The sequence below is a fragment of the Microcoleus sp. B3-D2 genome, assembly GCF_036705345.1.
GTDB lineage: Bacteria > Cyanobacteriota > Cyanobacteriia > Cyanobacteriales > Microcoleaceae > Microcoleus.
In genome coordinates this window covers 1-15,489 of sequence record NZ_JAUBUG010000106.1, presented here as the reverse complement: position 1 = coordinate 15,489, position 15,489 = coordinate 1, and the positions used below count along the sequence as shown (strand labels likewise).

11 protein-coding genes are annotated in these 15,489 nt (G+C 45.7%); 8 read left to right on the top strand and 3 right to left on the bottom strand.

Annotation, left to right across the window (positions count from 1 at the left end; all coding sequences use genetic code 11):
* Positions 1-645 precede the first annotated feature (645 nt).
* The gene (sat, locus tag QUB14_RS26480) at positions 646-1,827 is read left to right on the top strand and encodes a sulfate adenylyltransferase (RefSeq protein ID WP_333220889.1); all 1,182 of its coding nucleotides are present in this window, start codon (positions 646-648) and stop codon (positions 1,825-1,827) included.
* A 207-nt stretch (positions 1,828-2,034) separates the two neighbouring features.
* Entirely contained in the window at positions 2,035-4,206 is a 2,172-nt protein-coding gene (locus tag QUB14_RS26475; protein ID WP_333220887.1) for a caspase family protein, read from the top strand.
* Positions 4,207-4,254: 48 nt separating this feature from the next.
* Here QUB14_RS26475 and QUB14_RS26470 read toward each other — a convergent pair whose 3' ends face one another.
* Positions 4,255-4,815, bottom strand: coding sequence for a Uma2 family endonuclease (locus tag QUB14_RS26470; RefSeq protein ID WP_333220885.1), 561 nt, complete (start codon positions 4,813-4,815; stop codon positions 4,255-4,257).
* Between the two features lie 121 nt (positions 4,816-4,936).
* Positions 4,937-6,214 (bottom strand): valine--pyruvate transaminase, encoded by a 1,278-nt coding sequence (locus QUB14_RS26465; RefSeq protein WP_333220883.1) that lies wholly within the window; start codon positions 6,212-6,214, stop codon positions 4,937-4,939.
* Between the two features lie 262 nt (positions 6,215-6,476).
* On the opposite strand from QUB14_RS26465, the gene QUB14_RS26460 reads away from it, so the two are divergent.
* The 4 genes from QUB14_RS26460 to QUB14_RS26445 all read left to right on the top strand — a co-directional run bounded on the left by QUB14_RS26460 (position 6,477) and on the right by QUB14_RS26445 (position 9,699).
* Complete coding sequence (locus tag QUB14_RS26460; protein ID WP_333220881.1) at positions 6,477-6,707, top strand: hypothetical protein; 231 nt, start codon at positions 6,477-6,479, stop codon at positions 6,705-6,707.
* A 96-nt stretch (positions 6,708-6,803) separates the two neighbouring features.
* Positions 6,804-7,346 carry a peroxidase-related enzyme gene (locus tag QUB14_RS26455; RefSeq protein ID WP_333153026.1) on the top strand — a complete coding sequence of 181 codons (543 nt, stop codon included), beginning with the start codon at positions 6,804-6,806 and terminating at the stop codon, positions 7,344-7,346.
* A gap of 21 nt (positions 7,347-7,367) precedes the next feature.
* Entirely contained in the window at positions 7,368-8,573 is a 1,206-nt protein-coding gene (locus QUB14_RS26450) for an adenylate/guanylate cyclase domain-containing protein (RefSeq protein ID WP_333220879.1), read from the top strand.
* A gap of 286 nt (positions 8,574-8,859) precedes the next feature.
* Positions 8,860-9,699: a Tab2/Atab2 family RNA-binding protein gene (locus QUB14_RS26445; RefSeq protein ID WP_333220877.1), complete on the top strand. Its 840-nt coding sequence runs from the start codon at positions 8,860-8,862 to the stop codon at positions 9,697-9,699.
* Between the two features lie 289 nt (positions 9,700-9,988).
* On the opposite strand, the gene QUB14_RS26440 is transcribed toward QUB14_RS26445, so the two are convergent.
* Complete coding sequence (locus QUB14_RS26440; RefSeq protein WP_190662201.1) at positions 9,989-10,195, bottom strand: hypothetical protein; 207 nt, start codon at positions 10,193-10,195, stop codon at positions 9,989-9,991.
* Between the two features lie 209 nt (positions 10,196-10,404).
* Between QUB14_RS26440 and QUB14_RS26435 the strand changes: the two genes are divergently transcribed.
* Entirely contained in the window at positions 10,405-11,277 is an 873-nt protein-coding gene (locus QUB14_RS26435; protein WP_333220875.1) for an S-methyl-5'-thioadenosine phosphorylase, read from the top strand.
* 378 nt (positions 11,278-11,655) lie between these two features.
* Positions 11,656-15,462 carry a serine/threonine-protein kinase PknK gene (locus QUB14_RS26430; RefSeq protein WP_333220873.1) on the top strand — a complete coding sequence of 1,269 codons (3,807 nt, stop codon included), beginning with the start codon at positions 11,656-11,658 and terminating at the stop codon, positions 15,460-15,462.
* Positions 15,463-15,489: the final 27 nt, after the last annotated feature.

Here is a 15,489-nt window from a genome sequence, read left to right as displayed (position 1 = left end):
TGATTAAAGGGATTACTTGTTTCCATTGGTGGCCAAAAACCCAAGCTATATCATTCCGGTGCAACCGGAATTGATATAAGAAGTCACTCGATTCTCTGGTTGTTCAGAAAAGTTTCTAAAGTGATACTATCCACTGATATCTCTCCCTGAATGCCGTAGAGACTAGCAGCTTCCTGACTACTACTGTTACATTCGAGATTATCGGAAGTATATATTTTTAATGGCTCATTTTGGTCTGATATAGCATAATTAAACTTTTTAACTAAGGCATTTTCTGGGAGCTAAGAATACACACAAGGAACTGCTTCTATGGCGTAGTAACAGGTACAATTGAATTCGCGAGTTATCGATTCGCTAAATTGACCGACCTTCTGGGCGCCTAAATCGATCGCTAAAGAGTCAGAGTCGATGATTTTAGAATAAATAGTATGAGTTTTGAGATTGATCAAGCCTGAATGCTTTTGCCAGAAATCGATACATTTCACTAATAAATTATAAAGTGTCATGAGTGGCCAAATAAATTATGGTTAATACCAACATTAAAAACCATGTGTGCCGAGTTACTGAGGAAAATTAATTAATTAATTGTAACAATACTTTGATACTATGTACTCTGGCAGCTAAAATCCACAACTTCAAATCGACATGAGCCAGCATTCAGACCGCATTGCCCCTCACGGCGGCACCCTGGTCCACCGCATTGCCACACTAGACCAAAGACAAGAATTTTTCGACAAAGCAGAGTCCCTGCCGCGAGTCCAGCTTTCGGATCGATCGATCTCCGACGTGCAAATGATCGCCATCGGCGCCCTGAGTCCCCTCAAAGGGTTCATGAACGAAGCTGATTATCGATCGGTCGTTAAACAAATGCGCCTCTCCAACGGCCTGCCGTGGTCGGTTCCCATCACCCTCTCGGTCTCCCAAGAAGTCGCCGACTCTCTCAAAGAAGGCACTTTAGTGCGCCTCGACTCGCCGGCGGGCGAATTTGTCGGGCTCTTGGAACTTGCAGAAAAATACCACTACAGCAAAGAAGAAGAAGCCCTTAACGTCTACCGCACCGACGACCTCAAACACCCGGGCGTCCAAGTAGTAGACAAATCCGGGCCCGTTAACCTCGCAGGCGATGTTTGGCTGCTGGAACGCGGACTAGACCCCCGGTTTCCCCAATACCAAATTGACCCGGCGAAATCGAGAATGCTGTTCACAGAAAAAGGATGGAAAACGATAGTCGGTTTCCAAACCCGAAACCCCATCCACCGGGCACACGAATACATTCAAAAATGCGCCTTAGAAACAGTAGACGGCTTGTTCCTGCACCCGCTAGTCGGGACGACTAAGGATGACGACATCGCCGCTGACGTGCGGATGCGCTGCTACGAAATTCTGCTAGAAAAATATTATCCAAAAGATCGCGTAATTTTGGCAATTAATCCGGCGGCGATGCGCTACGCCGGGCCGCGAGAAGCAATTTTTCATGCTTTAATCCGCAAAAACTACGGCTGCACTCACTTTATCGTGGGGCGCGATCACGCGGGAGTTGGCGATTATTACGGCACTTACGATGCCCAACATATTTTTGATGAATTTGAGCCGGGAGAATTGGGAATTGTGCCGATGAAATTCGAGCACGCTTTCTATTGCACACTGACGGAACAAATGGCTACAACTAAAACAAGTCCCAGCACTCCCGAACAACGGGTGCATTTGTCGGGAACCAAAGTTCGGGAAATGCTGCGCGCTGGAAAATTGCCGCCGCCGCAGTTTTCCCGGCCGGAAGTCGCCGCAGAATTAGCCAAGGCAATGAATATTTTCAATTACGAGATTTAAATCTTGAACATTGGTGGGGGCGACATTCTGCATAGTTTTTAATTTTGAGTTTTGAGTTTTAAATGGGAAATTTTCAACTTAAAGCTCAAAAGTTAAAACTTAAAAACTCCCTTAATACTAAACACTCACAATCTAATTAATTCCCCTCAAATTATTGAGGGGAATTTAACTTAAAATTCAAAACTTAAAATTCAAAGCTATTTAAAAATGGGACTCAAGCGGCGGGAATTTTTGCAGCAAGCTGGCCGGGTGCTGGCCGCCATCGGAATCAGCGAGGCCCTGTGGCTGCCGTTGGGCGATCGCTACCTCCAAGCCTTAGCGCAGCCGACAGCCAGGAAATTGGCTTTGTTGGTTGGCGTTGACAAATATCCAGACTCGCCCCTGCACGGCTGCGTCACGGATGTGGAATTGCAGCGGGAACTGCTGATATATCGGTTTGGGTTTGTGCCGTCGGATATTTTGACTTTGACTGACGCTAAAGCTACGAGGGAGAATATCGAGACGGCTTTTGTCACTCACTTGACTCAACAAGCAAAACCCGGTGACGTGGTAGTTTTTCACTTTAGCGGCTGCGGTAGCCGAGTCAGTTTGGGCGAGTCTCCTGGAAAAATGCAAAACAGTTTGGTGTCGGCGGATGATGTTTTGCCGTTGTTAGCAAACCGGGCGGTGAACGATATTTTAGAGGAAACGCTGTTGCTGTTGATGCGATCGCTCGCGACAGAAAATGCGATCGCCATCCTCGACACCAGCTACACCTATCCGGGTTTCCCCAAAAACGGCAACTTTCGCATTCGCTCCCGCCCCCGCCCCACCATCGGCGAGCCTCGCCTCGCAGAATTAACGTTTGCCCAAGACCTCCGCTCCCGCCCAAATCTCCGTCCGGACGCCGCTGTACTTGCCGCCGGCGCGAATTCCGCACTCGCCGCCGAACAAGAGTGGAACGGATTTACCGCAGGTTTATTTACCTACGCCCTCACCCAAACTTTGTGGTGGGCAACTCCCGCTAGCAGTTTCAGCGTCAGTTTCGGCCGCGCTGCGGGTAATGTCGAGCAAATTGCGGGGTTATCGCAGCAACCGCAAATTCTCAATCACGATTTAACAACCGCGCCGGCGGTGAATTTTTCAAATTTAATTTTGAATTCCCCTGCATCTGACGGCGCTGTGACGGCGGTGGAAGAGGGGGGCAAAACTGTGCAGTTGTGGCTGGGCGGGTTGTCGCCCGGGGTTTTGGAGTGCTGCGGGGGTTCTGTGTTTGCTGTGGATTCCTCCGAGGGCGCGAGGCTTTTGCTGCGGGGACGCACGGGCCTCTCTGCTAAAGCCCAAGTTGTAGACGGGTTCGATCGAACAGACGGGCAATTAACAGTCGGCGAACTCGTGAGGGAAGAAATTCGGGTATTGCCGCGAAACATCGGTTTGACAGTAGCTTTGGACTCGGGTTTGGAACGCATCGAGCGGGTGGACGCTACCAGCGCCTTTGCGACTGTGCCACAAGTTTCGGCGGTAGGCAGCGAGCAATTGGCTGACTGTCGGTTCGGCAGAGTCCCGGAAACAACTTTAGCCGAAACAGTCTCGCCTCACGAGCCTGTTTTGTCTCAAAGGCGTTACGGTTTGTTTTCTTTGGCTCAAATGCTGATTCCCGATACTCAGGGCGACGGGGGAGAAGCAGTTAAGGTGGCGGTGCAGCGCTTGACTCCGCAGTTGAAAGCGCAGCAGGCGGGGAAGTTGCTGCGGCTGACAGTTAATGAGGGCTCTTCGCGCCTGAAGGTGCGGGCCGAGCTGGTAACTCTCGCACCCCAAGCGCGGGCAGTGGCGCAGCGAGAGCCGGTGCGGGCCGGCGGTGATTATCGGCTGGAACCGCTGAGCGGGGAAAGTGAGAAATCGGCAAGCGCTCATATACTAGGTTTACCAGAAGGCAGCCGAATTAGCTACAGGTTGTATAACGACAGCGATCGCCCGGTTTACTTTGCGGTGTTTTGCTCGGACTGCGCGGGAAGGCTGTCCGTACTCGGCGCTGAGGGCAAAGACTCTGTGGGGGGGATGTCGCGGGCGATCGCTCCTGGGGAGAATTTGACCGTGCCGGCGGCTGGGGCTGTTGGGTTGGCGGTATCTGGGGCGATCGGACTTGCGGAAACTCTGATTATATTTAGTGAGAGTTCCTTGGCTCAAACTCTGGCTGCAATAGAAGCCGAAATGCAGCAAACGAGGGATGCCCTGCCAATTCGAGTGTTGTTGAATCCTTTAAATGTGGCGCGGGCGGTACTCGAAGATTTGCACGCCGCTAGCATTCCGGGGGTGCAGAAAGTGGGGATATCGACGGATGATTTAGCTTTGGATGTGAATGTTTGGGCAACTCTGAGTTTTGTTTATCGGGTGGTTTAATTGAAAAATGGGGACTTGGGAATGTTTTCTATAACCTATAATCTGAATCTATCCCAGTACGAAATCGATATTCACTTCCAAATCAGGAAAGGCGAGCGACGCAACTTGTTGACCTCGCCAAAATTTTTGGATTAAACTGTAACCATTAGGAGTTGGCTGGCGGTAAACCTCTAAACATTGTGCCTCTATATCTACTAGCCAGACTTCTTGAATGAGCGATCGAGCGTAAATAAGAACTTTCACATCTCGATCGTAATCAACCGTGCTATCGGATACTTCTACCAACAGCAAAACTTCTGACGCTACTGGATGTGCTGTTGAATAGTAATCAGCCCGGGGTTTCAGCAATACTACATCAGGTTGAGGTTCGGTGCGCTCGTTCAACTGGATGGGGTTTTGCACATCCAGAAAAGCCCGGTTACTGGGAATTTCGCTGAACAGTCCGATGAATCGTCTCACACAGGAAGCATGACGAGTTCCAATTGCTGCCATTTGGATCAGTTCTCCTTCTATCAGTTCTACCCGATCGCCCTCGGAAAGAATACCAGCTTTGCCCATTAAATGATATTCTTCTACTGTCAACAACCTTTTGAGTAATTGCACTGCCATAACCCACCGCGCTGCTAATTGTTATTTCAATTGTAGTCGATATGCCAAAGAAGTTATGGTCATGAGTAGTTGGTAATGTCAACAGTCAACCGTCGTACAGCAAACAGTCAACTGTCAACAGTCAACCGTCAACAGACTGATAAAGCTTTTCTACCATTTGAGCCAAGCGTTTCATTGCAGTTTCAATCTCATCATTTGTTGCCGTCAAACTGATGCGTAAACACTCATGTTTTTGCTGCCAATCTTCCCGCAAACCAGGGAAGAAAGAACTTCCCGGCACGACAATTACGCCAACTTTTTTCAACTCTTGATACAGTTCCCAATCAGTCATTGGCAAATCTTTCAGCCACAACCATGCGAAAATTGCTCCTTCGCCCCGGTGCAAGAACCACGGCAAATCTTTCGGCATTGCTTGTTCGAGAGTGCTTTCTACGATCGCAAATTTGCTTTGATAGTAGGGGCGAATTACGTTGATGGAAATATCGGCAAGAGCGCCGGACGCAATGGCACGAGTTGCGATCGCCTGTCCGTATCTTGGCGAATGAATGCACATATTGGTCTGAAAACATTCTAATATTTGAATGATTTTTTCATCGCCGATCGCTATTCCGATTCTTTCTCCCGGCAATCCGGCTTTCGACAAACTCATACAGTGCACGATATTGCCGCCAAAAATCGGCGTCATCTCGGTAAAATTCAAAGACGGGAAGGGAGGGCCGTAGGCGGAATCTACGAACACCGGTACGTCAAAAGCCGCTGCTAAATCGGCAATTTTCTTAACTTCGTCGTCGGTGAGAACGTTGCCGGTGGGGTTGCAGGGACGGGAAAAAATGACGCAGCCGGTGGTTTGGTCGATAGACAGTTGGCTAAAATCCGGGCGGTATTTGAACCTGTGAGCGGCTGCATCAATATCGAGGGTGGGTTTGCAGGCGACTACCGCTTCGGGAATCAAGCTAACGCCGCCGTAACCCGTGTAGTCTGGGCTCAGCGGTAAAACAATATTTTTAAGCTGTTTGCTGGTAGTGTAGCCGCCGAAAGCGTTGGCTGCGTAGAAGTAAATCGATTGACTACCGGGAGTAATTAGGATATTGCGATCGGTCAAATTCAGTCCGTAACGCTGATTAAAATCCGCCAATACCGCATTGATCAACGGCTGATAACCTTGACTGGAACCGTAGCGACAAACCACCTCGCCGTATTCTGGGCTCGCCAAAAGTTCCGCTGTGCAGTCGCGCCACAACTGCTCGACTTCCGGCAAAATAACCGGATTTCCGGCGCTCAAATTGATAAACTCCTGCCCGCTGCCGGCTCTGAGTGTTTCAATAATATCTTTCATAATTGCCCGAACTCCCGTGAGGTGGGACATCTGAGCGCCAAATTGAGTCAGGGCAGGGTTCATAGCAAATGCAGCGACAATGATAGAAGTTTACAGTTTATCTATAATAACTCCAGTCGCAGGCCTTAGCGTAGCTTGGCTGGGGCATGGGTTGTCGATCGAGTGTCTGATTAATTCAATAAACTCGATCGCACAGCGTTTTGTTTCTTCCCCTGTGCGCGCGCCGGAGCATAAGATTCAGGGCATTTGTGGAGCCGGATCGATCGATCAAAAAGTGTTTTTTGCCTAAAAATTAGCGAACGCAACAGCAATCTATAATTCAAAAATGGTGGTAAGATTTCACGCCGTCGCGCCAGATGAATTGCCCATACTTGACAATAACCATTGGCAGAATCTAAAATTAGCCGTAGAACCCGATCGCAACAGAATTTTATCGGCTCCTGTTACTGCTATAATTACAGGTTTAATCCAGCCTCAAGAATCAAATTTGTTGCTAACTCATCTTCATGATTCGCGGTTTGCTGACAGCGGTGCATTTTATCATCAATCCGACTAAAGCCAAGATAGATCGTAAGGTCACCATTTGAGTGGCGTTACATAACAAATACATAAATCCCAACCAAAATTAACCGCCGTAAACTTCAACACAACAATGACACACTTTCCACTTATAGAATACGAGCAACTTACAGATCCTAAAGCCAAAGCAGTGTACGAAGAAATCTTGACAGACTTGGGTTTTGGCATCGTCCCCAACCTGTTCAAGTCAATGGCAATCAACCCTGACCTATTAGAAGCAAATTGGAAAAAATTCCGGGGAACCATTCTGCAAGGAGACTTACCCCGTACCCTTAAAGAAATGGTCGGCGTCGCTATTTCCCAATCAAATAATAGCGAGTACGCTCTCCAAGTTCACCTGCACGGATTGTCAGCCTTGGGGATGAGCGAAGAACTACTGCGAACCCTAGTTTCTGACTTTGCCAACTGCCCTTTGCCAAAACGTGATAAAGCCGTAATTACCTTTGGCTTGCTGGCTGCTACAAAACCCCTGGAAATGACAGAATCTGATTACCAAAACCTGCGGGATTTAGGACTTGATGATTCAGAAATCTTTGAGATTATTGCGACAGCAGACTTGTTTAGCTTTGTCAACCGATATACTGATGCAATAGCCCTCGAAATAGATGCTTTGTAATCTATATTTTATACCCATATTATGGGCGATCGGCTAGAAGATCAAGATCGAGAAGAACTTCTGTTAACAGCCCGCCGTTTGTTAGCAGAAGCTCAAGCGCTTTCCATCCGCATTTCCGCTGTCAACGAAGTTGCCACTGCCATTAACCGCACCCTCGATCTCAACCAGATTTTGCGGGTACTAGGCAAGCAAGCCAAATGGTTGCTAGACTTTGAACACTGTAGCGTTTGCCTGCACAGCACTAACACTTGCATGACCTTATTTGGCCGGCATATCCCTGTAGATATTGGAGCCCTCCCAGAGGGTGGACCTATTCACAAGGCTTTCACCACACGTCAACCTCAATTAATTCAAGAAGCGGGTGCTACTGCTATTTTATCCCCCTACGCTTCGCAAATTATCATTCCTTTGGAAAGTGAAGGTAAGATTTTAGGCACAATTAATTTTGCCACAACAAAGCCACGAGCTTACACTCAAGAAGATTTACGAATTGGCTATCTTTTGGCTTTGCAACTCTCCTCAGCTATCCGCAATGCTGAACGTTTTAAAGAGATAAATAGCCTGTATTCCGAACTCGATGCCGAAAAGCACAAATCTGATCGGCTACTGTTGAACGTGCTGCCGGTTGAAATTGCCGAGGAACTCAAAAATAACGGCAAAGTGGAACCACTTTATTATGATAACGTATCGGTTTTATTTACTGACTTTAAAGGCTTTACTCAGTTATCTGAAAAAATGACACCCCGAGAGTTAGTTGACGAACTAGATTATTGTTTTTCTTATTTCGATCGCGTGATGGATAAATACTCTATGGAAAAATTGAAGACTATTGGCGACAGCTATATGTGCGCGGCGGGAATTCCTACCCCTCGCCCAACACACGCCTTTGACGCTGTACTTGCTGCCCTAGAAATTCGACAGTTCATGGATTTGCGAAAAATACAGAAAGCTCAACAAAATATCCCTTATTGGGATATCCGCATTGGTATTCATTCAGGTCCAATACTTGCTGGGGTAATTGGCCATAAAAAGTTTTCCTATGATGTCTGGGGAGATACAGTTAATACTGCATCTCGGATGGAATCTTCGGGCGTACCTGGAAATATCAATATCTCTCATGCGACCTTTGAATTAGTTAGAGATTTTTTTGAATGCGAATACCGAGGAAAAATTTATGCTAAAAATAAAGGCGAGTTGGATATGTATTTGGTTCACCATCTTAAATAGATTTTGGAAGGGCTAATTGCTAAAAGAGGATGGCTAAGCGAGCCGTTATACTATTTTAGATTTTAGATTTTAGATTTTAGATTGGGGAATTACTGATTATTAGCACGGTTTGGAGCGCTGGCATAAAGTTGCACTTTTTTAACGGGTGTTAAATATTGAAATATAACTCAACTATGAACTGAGAATATATCGCTCGAAGTTTTTTCTCAGGAGAGCGGTATTCTATGGCAGTGTCCCCAAACTATATTAAAATGAGCGAGTTGTAGATTTTAAATTTTAATTATTTATGCGTATTTGGCAAGCAGATTTCTACCGCCGCCCTCTCCAAGACGAAACTGGCAAACCACTTTGGGAACTCTTAATTTGCGACTCTGAAGGCAGTTTTCAATTTAGCGCTGTTTGCCGCCAGGGGGCCGCAAATTCTAATTGGGTAGCCTCGCAGTTGCAGCAGCAAGCTCAAATCGAAAATTTGCCAGATTTGATTCAAGTATTTAGACCTCAGTCTCTGGGCTTAATCGAAGCTGCGGGCAAAGTTTTGGGCGTCAAGGTGGAAGCGACTCGGCGCACTGCGGCTCTGAAATTGCTGCTGCAACAACGCGCCAAAGAATATTTGAGTATGGCTAATTATACAGGTGAAACTTACAGTGCGATCGCCCTCGACTCGCCGCCGCCCGTGCCTTTACCCGAAAACCTCTGGGGCGATGGCTGGCGTTTTGCTTCCCTACCCGCCGGCGACATTGAAGAGGCTTTCCAAGGGCGTCCCCTGCCAATTTTGGAAATGCCAGAATTTTTGTTACCGCTGAATTTGGGCTTGGCCTCAACAGTACCCGTACCGGGAGTGGTGATTGACGGCGGACGCCAGTCTATGCGGTTGGCTAGATGGCTTCAGGATGCCAAACCTTTCGCTTTGAATTATATTGCTGGAGAACCAGACGGATTGATATTGGAAGCTGGGTTAGTAGATAGGTGGGTTGTGGCTACTTTTGAAGATAGCGAGGTGAAAGCCGCGGCCCAAATTTACCAACAGCGGAAGCAATTAAGTAAAGGATTACATTTTTTGTTAGTCCAGCCCGATGATAGTGGCATGACTTATACAGGCTTTTGGCTGTTGAATTTTGATCGATAAGATGTAATATCAATTCCGGTTGCACGAGCGAAATGATTGTTGACCGTTGACTGTTGACTGTTGACTGTTGACGGGCGGGTCGAAAAAGTGAATGGTTGAGTGTTAACTGTTGACTCGATTTTATTATTCCGATGCAACCGGAAACGATATAAATAATATTATTTGTGATGTCGATCCATCGCGCGCAGAAAAATAGTAAAACATTGTCCGAACTCGTTTCCCGGAGATACAGACTCAAACACAACTTTTAAAACAGCTTCTTGAGCTAGCAAGAGATAGTGTAGCAAAGTTATTCCACAACTAAAATCAATCCGTTTCGGATGCCCTGACACACTCGGTTGATGTGAGAGTGGTCTTTTTCGTTAAGACCTTTCTCCGCTAGCATTGCTGACTTCAGCAGCCGTCTGTCAAGGGGGGTAATTTGGCGAAAAGCAAAAATGCGCTCGACGATCGCCTCGATCGAGATTTTGGGGAGGTTAGCAGAGCTGACAGTCATGGTCTTAACACGCTAAAAACAAGTAACAGAACTATGTACCTTTATTTTTAAAGATTTTGTGAAGGTATTTTGTGATTAAGATCACATATATTTTGTGACAAAATAGTGTATGTCGGGTGACTGCTATCACGAAATCTTCAATTATCTTTACCCCAACTTAACGATGGCCCGATAGAATCACTCTTGTAAAACTCAAGCAGAGGGTAAAAATGGCACAAGCAAAAATCGGAATTATCGGCGGCAGCGGTTTGTATAAAATGGAGGCCCTCAAAGATATTGAAGAGGTGAAAATTGATACACCTTTTGGAGCGCCATCGGATGCCGCAATTGTGGGAACATTGGACGGTACGCCGGTAGCATTTCTGGCTAGACACGGCCGCAACCACACTTTTTTGCCCTCAGAAGTGCCGTATCGCGCAAATATTTATGCAATGAAGAGTTTGGGAGTTGAGTATTTAATCTCAGCGTCGGCGGTTGGTTCTCTGAAAGCAGAGGCGAAACCTTTAGATATGGTAGTGCCCGATCAGTTTATCGATCGTACAAAAAATCGAGTTTCTACCTTTTTTGGAGAAGGAATTGTTGCCCACATCACATTCGGCGATCCGGTTTGCGGCGAATTGGCTAAAGTATTGGCAAGTGCGATCGAATCCTTGAACCTCCCCGACGTTACCCTGCACCGGGGCGGCACCTACGTCTGCATGGAAGGCCCCGCATTTTCCACAAAAGCAGAATCCCACCTTTACCGCAGTTGGGGGGCGACAGTCATCGGAATGACAAATTTGCCGGAAGCAAAATTAGCCAGAGAAGCAGAAATTGCCTACGCAACTTTAGCATTAGTCACAGACTACGACTGCTGGCACGAAGATCACGACAGCGTAACAGTAGAAATGGTAATAGCAAATTTGCACCGCAATGCAGAGAATGCTCAAAAAGTCATTCAAGAAACAGTCCGTAGACTAACAGAAAATCCCCCAATATCTGATGCACATTCTGCGTTGAAATATGCAATTCTGACTCGGCTGGATCAAGTGCCGACCGCAACTAAGGAGAAAATGGGTTTGCTCTTGCAGAAGTATTTGTAGTTGAAATTAAGTTGCAATCATGAGGTTATAGGTGACTCCACAGGTGTAAGGTGTGCAGCGCGCACCCTACATCATGGGGAGAAGGCAGAAATATTTGTATATCTAGCATTCGTCCTGAGTCAAGAGTCAGAAGTCAGGAGTAAGATCCATTGCATATCAAATGTTTTAACAATAGACATCTCCGAAAAGATCCAAAGCTCTTCTATCGCTACTTTTGAATCTCTCGCACTAGGAAGCATCCCGATTGTGCAAACAGTCCTTTTTTCTGCAGTGGCAGCGATCGAGCTACCACTGCAGTGATATATGAGCAATAATGGCAAGATAAAGTCGCAACTGCTGCACAGAAAGCGCAAAAGCTCAAAACGGACAATTTAAACTATGCTTGGCATTCCTGGATATCAGATTTTCTCCCAAATTTATGAAAGCGCAAATTCCTTCGTTTATCGCGGAATTCGCGCTCGCGAGCTACGCGACGGTTACGCCGAACGCCTACCAATCATCCTCAAGCTGCTGAAAGAAGAATTGCCAACGCCAGCACAAATGCTGAGATACCAGCAGGAATACCAAATCAGTCAAACTCTTAATTTATCAGGCGTTGTTAAAGCTTACAGCTTAGAAAAATATCATAATTCTCTTGCGCTCGTCTTCGAGGATGTTGGCGCTGAATCTTTAAGTTTATGGCGGCAGCAACATCAAATAACCGTAGCTAAATTTCTCCCCATCGCTATCAAAACTGTCGAGATTTTGGGTCAGATTCACAGCGCTAATATTATCCACAAAGACATTAACCCATCTAATATAATTATCAACCCCAAAACCGGGGCAGTCAAAATTATTGACTTCGGCATTTCAACAGTCTTGTCTAGAGAAAATCCTACCCTAAAAAGTCCCAATGTTTTAGAGGGAACTTTAGCTTATATCGCACCCGAACAAACCGGAAGAATGAATCGCGCCATTGATTACCGCGCTGATTTTTATTCCCTGGGCGCTACTTTTTACGAACTGCTAACCAATCAACTGTCTTTTGAAGGTAATGACGCGATCGAGTTAGTACACTGTCACATCGCTAAACAACCCATTCCGCCCCAAGAACTCAATCCAGAGATTCCTAAACCTGTTTCAGATATCGTAATGAAGCTGTTAGCAAAAACCGCAGAAGAGCGATATCAAAGCGCTTGGGGAATTCAAGCAGATTTAGAGTTATGTCTCACTCAACTGCAAACTCAAGGCAAGAGAGAAGACTTTACTATTGGTCAGCACGATATTTCAGATAAGTTTCAAATTACTCAAAAACTTTACGGCCGAGAAACAGAAATAGAAAGGCTGCTGGCGGCATTTGAGCGAGTTGCCGGTAGCTTGCAGGAAGAAGCAGAAAGTGTAACGTCAGAAACTCAGCCCCCCCCCAACAGCCGACCCCATTCCGAAATGATGTTAGTATTCGGATATTCCGGCATTGGCAAATCAGCATTAGTTCAAGAAATTTACCAACCTATTACCCGAAAAAAAGGTTATTTCATCGCCGGGAAATTTGACCAGTTTCAGCGAAATATTCCTTACAGCGCCGTCATTAAAGCCTTTCAAGAATTAGTGCGGGAGTTGCTCGCAGAAACAGAACCTAAACTCCAACAGTGGCGCGAAAAAATATTAACAGCAGTTGGAGTTAACGGTCAAGTCGTTATTGATGTAATTCCCGAATTAGAATTGATAGTTGGCAAGCAGCCAGAATTATCCGAACTTCCTCCCGCTGAATCGCAAAATCGGTTTAATTTAGTCTTGCATAACTTCATCCGCGTATTTTGCAAGCCAGAACATCCCTTAGTCATGTTTCTCGACGATTTGCAGTGGGCCGACTCCGCAAGTTTGCAGATGCTTCAATTGATAATCACTGACCCAGATATGCAATATCTGTTTCTGATTGGGGCTTATCGGGATAACGAAGTCAGTGCAGCCCATCCGCTGATGTTAACAATTAATGAGATTCAGAAAACGGGATGCGTTATTAATTCAATTTCCCTCTTACCTTTAAAGTTAAAGGATGTCAATCATTTAATTGCGGATACTCTTAAATGCGATGTCGAAACAGCCCTGCCCTTAGCAGAGTTAGTCCTGCAAAAAACTCAAGGCAATCCCTTTTTTATTAACGAGTTTCTCAAATCACTTTATGCTGAGAAACTGTTGAAATTTGGAGTAACTTCTCCGAAGCTTGGGGGGACAAAGGGAGGCTGGCAGTGGGATTTAGAGCAAATTCAAGCCAAGGGAATTACTGACAATGTAGTCGAACTCATGGCAGGAAAAATTCAAAAACTGTCGCCGGAAACACAGCAACTATTAAAATTGGCTGCTTGCATTGGCAATCAATTTGATGTGAAAACCTTGGCCATTGTTAGTGAAAACTCAGTAAAAGCAACTAACGGGAAACTTTTGGAAGCAGTTAGGGAAACTTTAATTATTCCCGTGGGAAATGATTACAAAATTCTAGAATTAGAGCAAAATTCAGAAGATTTAACTGTTTATTACAAATTTTTGCACGATCGCGTCCAGCAAGCCGCCTATTCTCTAATTCCCGAACCAGAAAAGCAAGTTGTCCGCTACCGAGTTGGACAACTTTTGTTGGACAACACTGCCCCGGAACAGCGAGAACAGAAAATATTTGATATCGTCAATCACCTCAACTTTGGCAGCGAATTAATTCCTACACAGCCGCAGCGCAATGAACTGGCAGCACTAAACCTTTTAGCAGGCAAAAAAGCCAAAGTTTCCGCTGCTTATAAATCAGCACTGGATTACTTCGCGGCGGGCAGGCAATTATTAAGTGCAGACAGTTGGCAAACCCAATACGACTTAACCCTGAATCTCTACGAAGAAGCAGCAGAAGCCGCTTACATCAGTACCGATTTCGAGCAGATGGAGGAATTAGCAACTCCGGTGCTGCAACAAGCAAAAACAGTTTTAGACAAAGTAAAAGTTTATCAAGCAAGAATTCTCGCTCAGTTAGCGCAAAGCCAATTGCGGCAGGCAGTAGACACAGCTTTATCAGTCCTAGAACTATTAGATATACATTTTCCCAAACAGCCAACTCCGGCAGATATTCAGACGGCGCTGCAAGCAATGCAGGCAACGCTAGCAGGCAGAAAAATTGAAGATTTAATCGATTTACCACCGATGACAGCCCGGGACAAATTAGCAGCGATGCAGATGATATCAACCACCCTTGATGCTGCCTATTTTTCTTTCCCAAAACTCCTGCCTTTGTTGGTTTTTAAACAGGTAAATTTATCTCTACAATACGGCAATACTCCTTATTCTTTGCCAGCTTATGGCCTTTGCGGAATGTTTTTGAGCGCGATTTTCAACGAGATCGAATCTGGCTATCGATTTGGGGAACTGGCTTTAAATTTACTGGATCGAATTAACGCCAGCAAAGTCAAAGCACAAACGCTTCACTGCGTTAATGCTTTTGTCAAACATTACAAAGAATCGGTTAGGAAAACTTTAAAACTGTCGCAAGATGGTTGGGCAATCGGTTTGGAAACCGGAGACATAGGATATGCCTGCCACAATGCCGTTACATACTGCTGGTCTAGCTATTTTATTGGCAAAGAACTCACAGAATTGGAAAGAGAAATAGCTGCCTACCAGGACATGATACGCCAACTCAAGCAAGAATTTGATTTGAACGGCACCGAAGTAGCCCGGCAGGTAGTTCTCAATTTAATGGATCGCTCGGAAAATCCTTGCAAACTAATCGGGGAAGCATATAACGAAGACATCCAGTTTCCTATGGTTCTAAAAGCCAACCATTACACTTTAATCTTCTTGACTTACTTGCCAAAAACCATTCTCTGCTATCTGTTTGGAGAATTTAGTGAAGCGGGAAAATATGCTGACTTAGCAGCACAAAATTTAGCTGGAGGTGTTAGTTTGCTTGCGGCGCCCCTCTTTTATTTCTACGATTCTCTGGTGCGACTTGCGGTTTACTTTGATGTCAGCCAGAGCGATCGCGAACCAATGTTAGAACAAGTAACCGCCAATCTGGATAAACTGAAAGTATTGGCAACTCACGCACCGATGAATTACTTGCAGAAAGTAGAACTAATAGAAGCAGAATTGTGCCGCATTAAAGGGGAAAACTTTGGGGAGCATCCCGATTTTGCAAAAATACTAAACTGCAAATTCACCATTTAAGTATGCACAACGCAGTTGCAACATTTG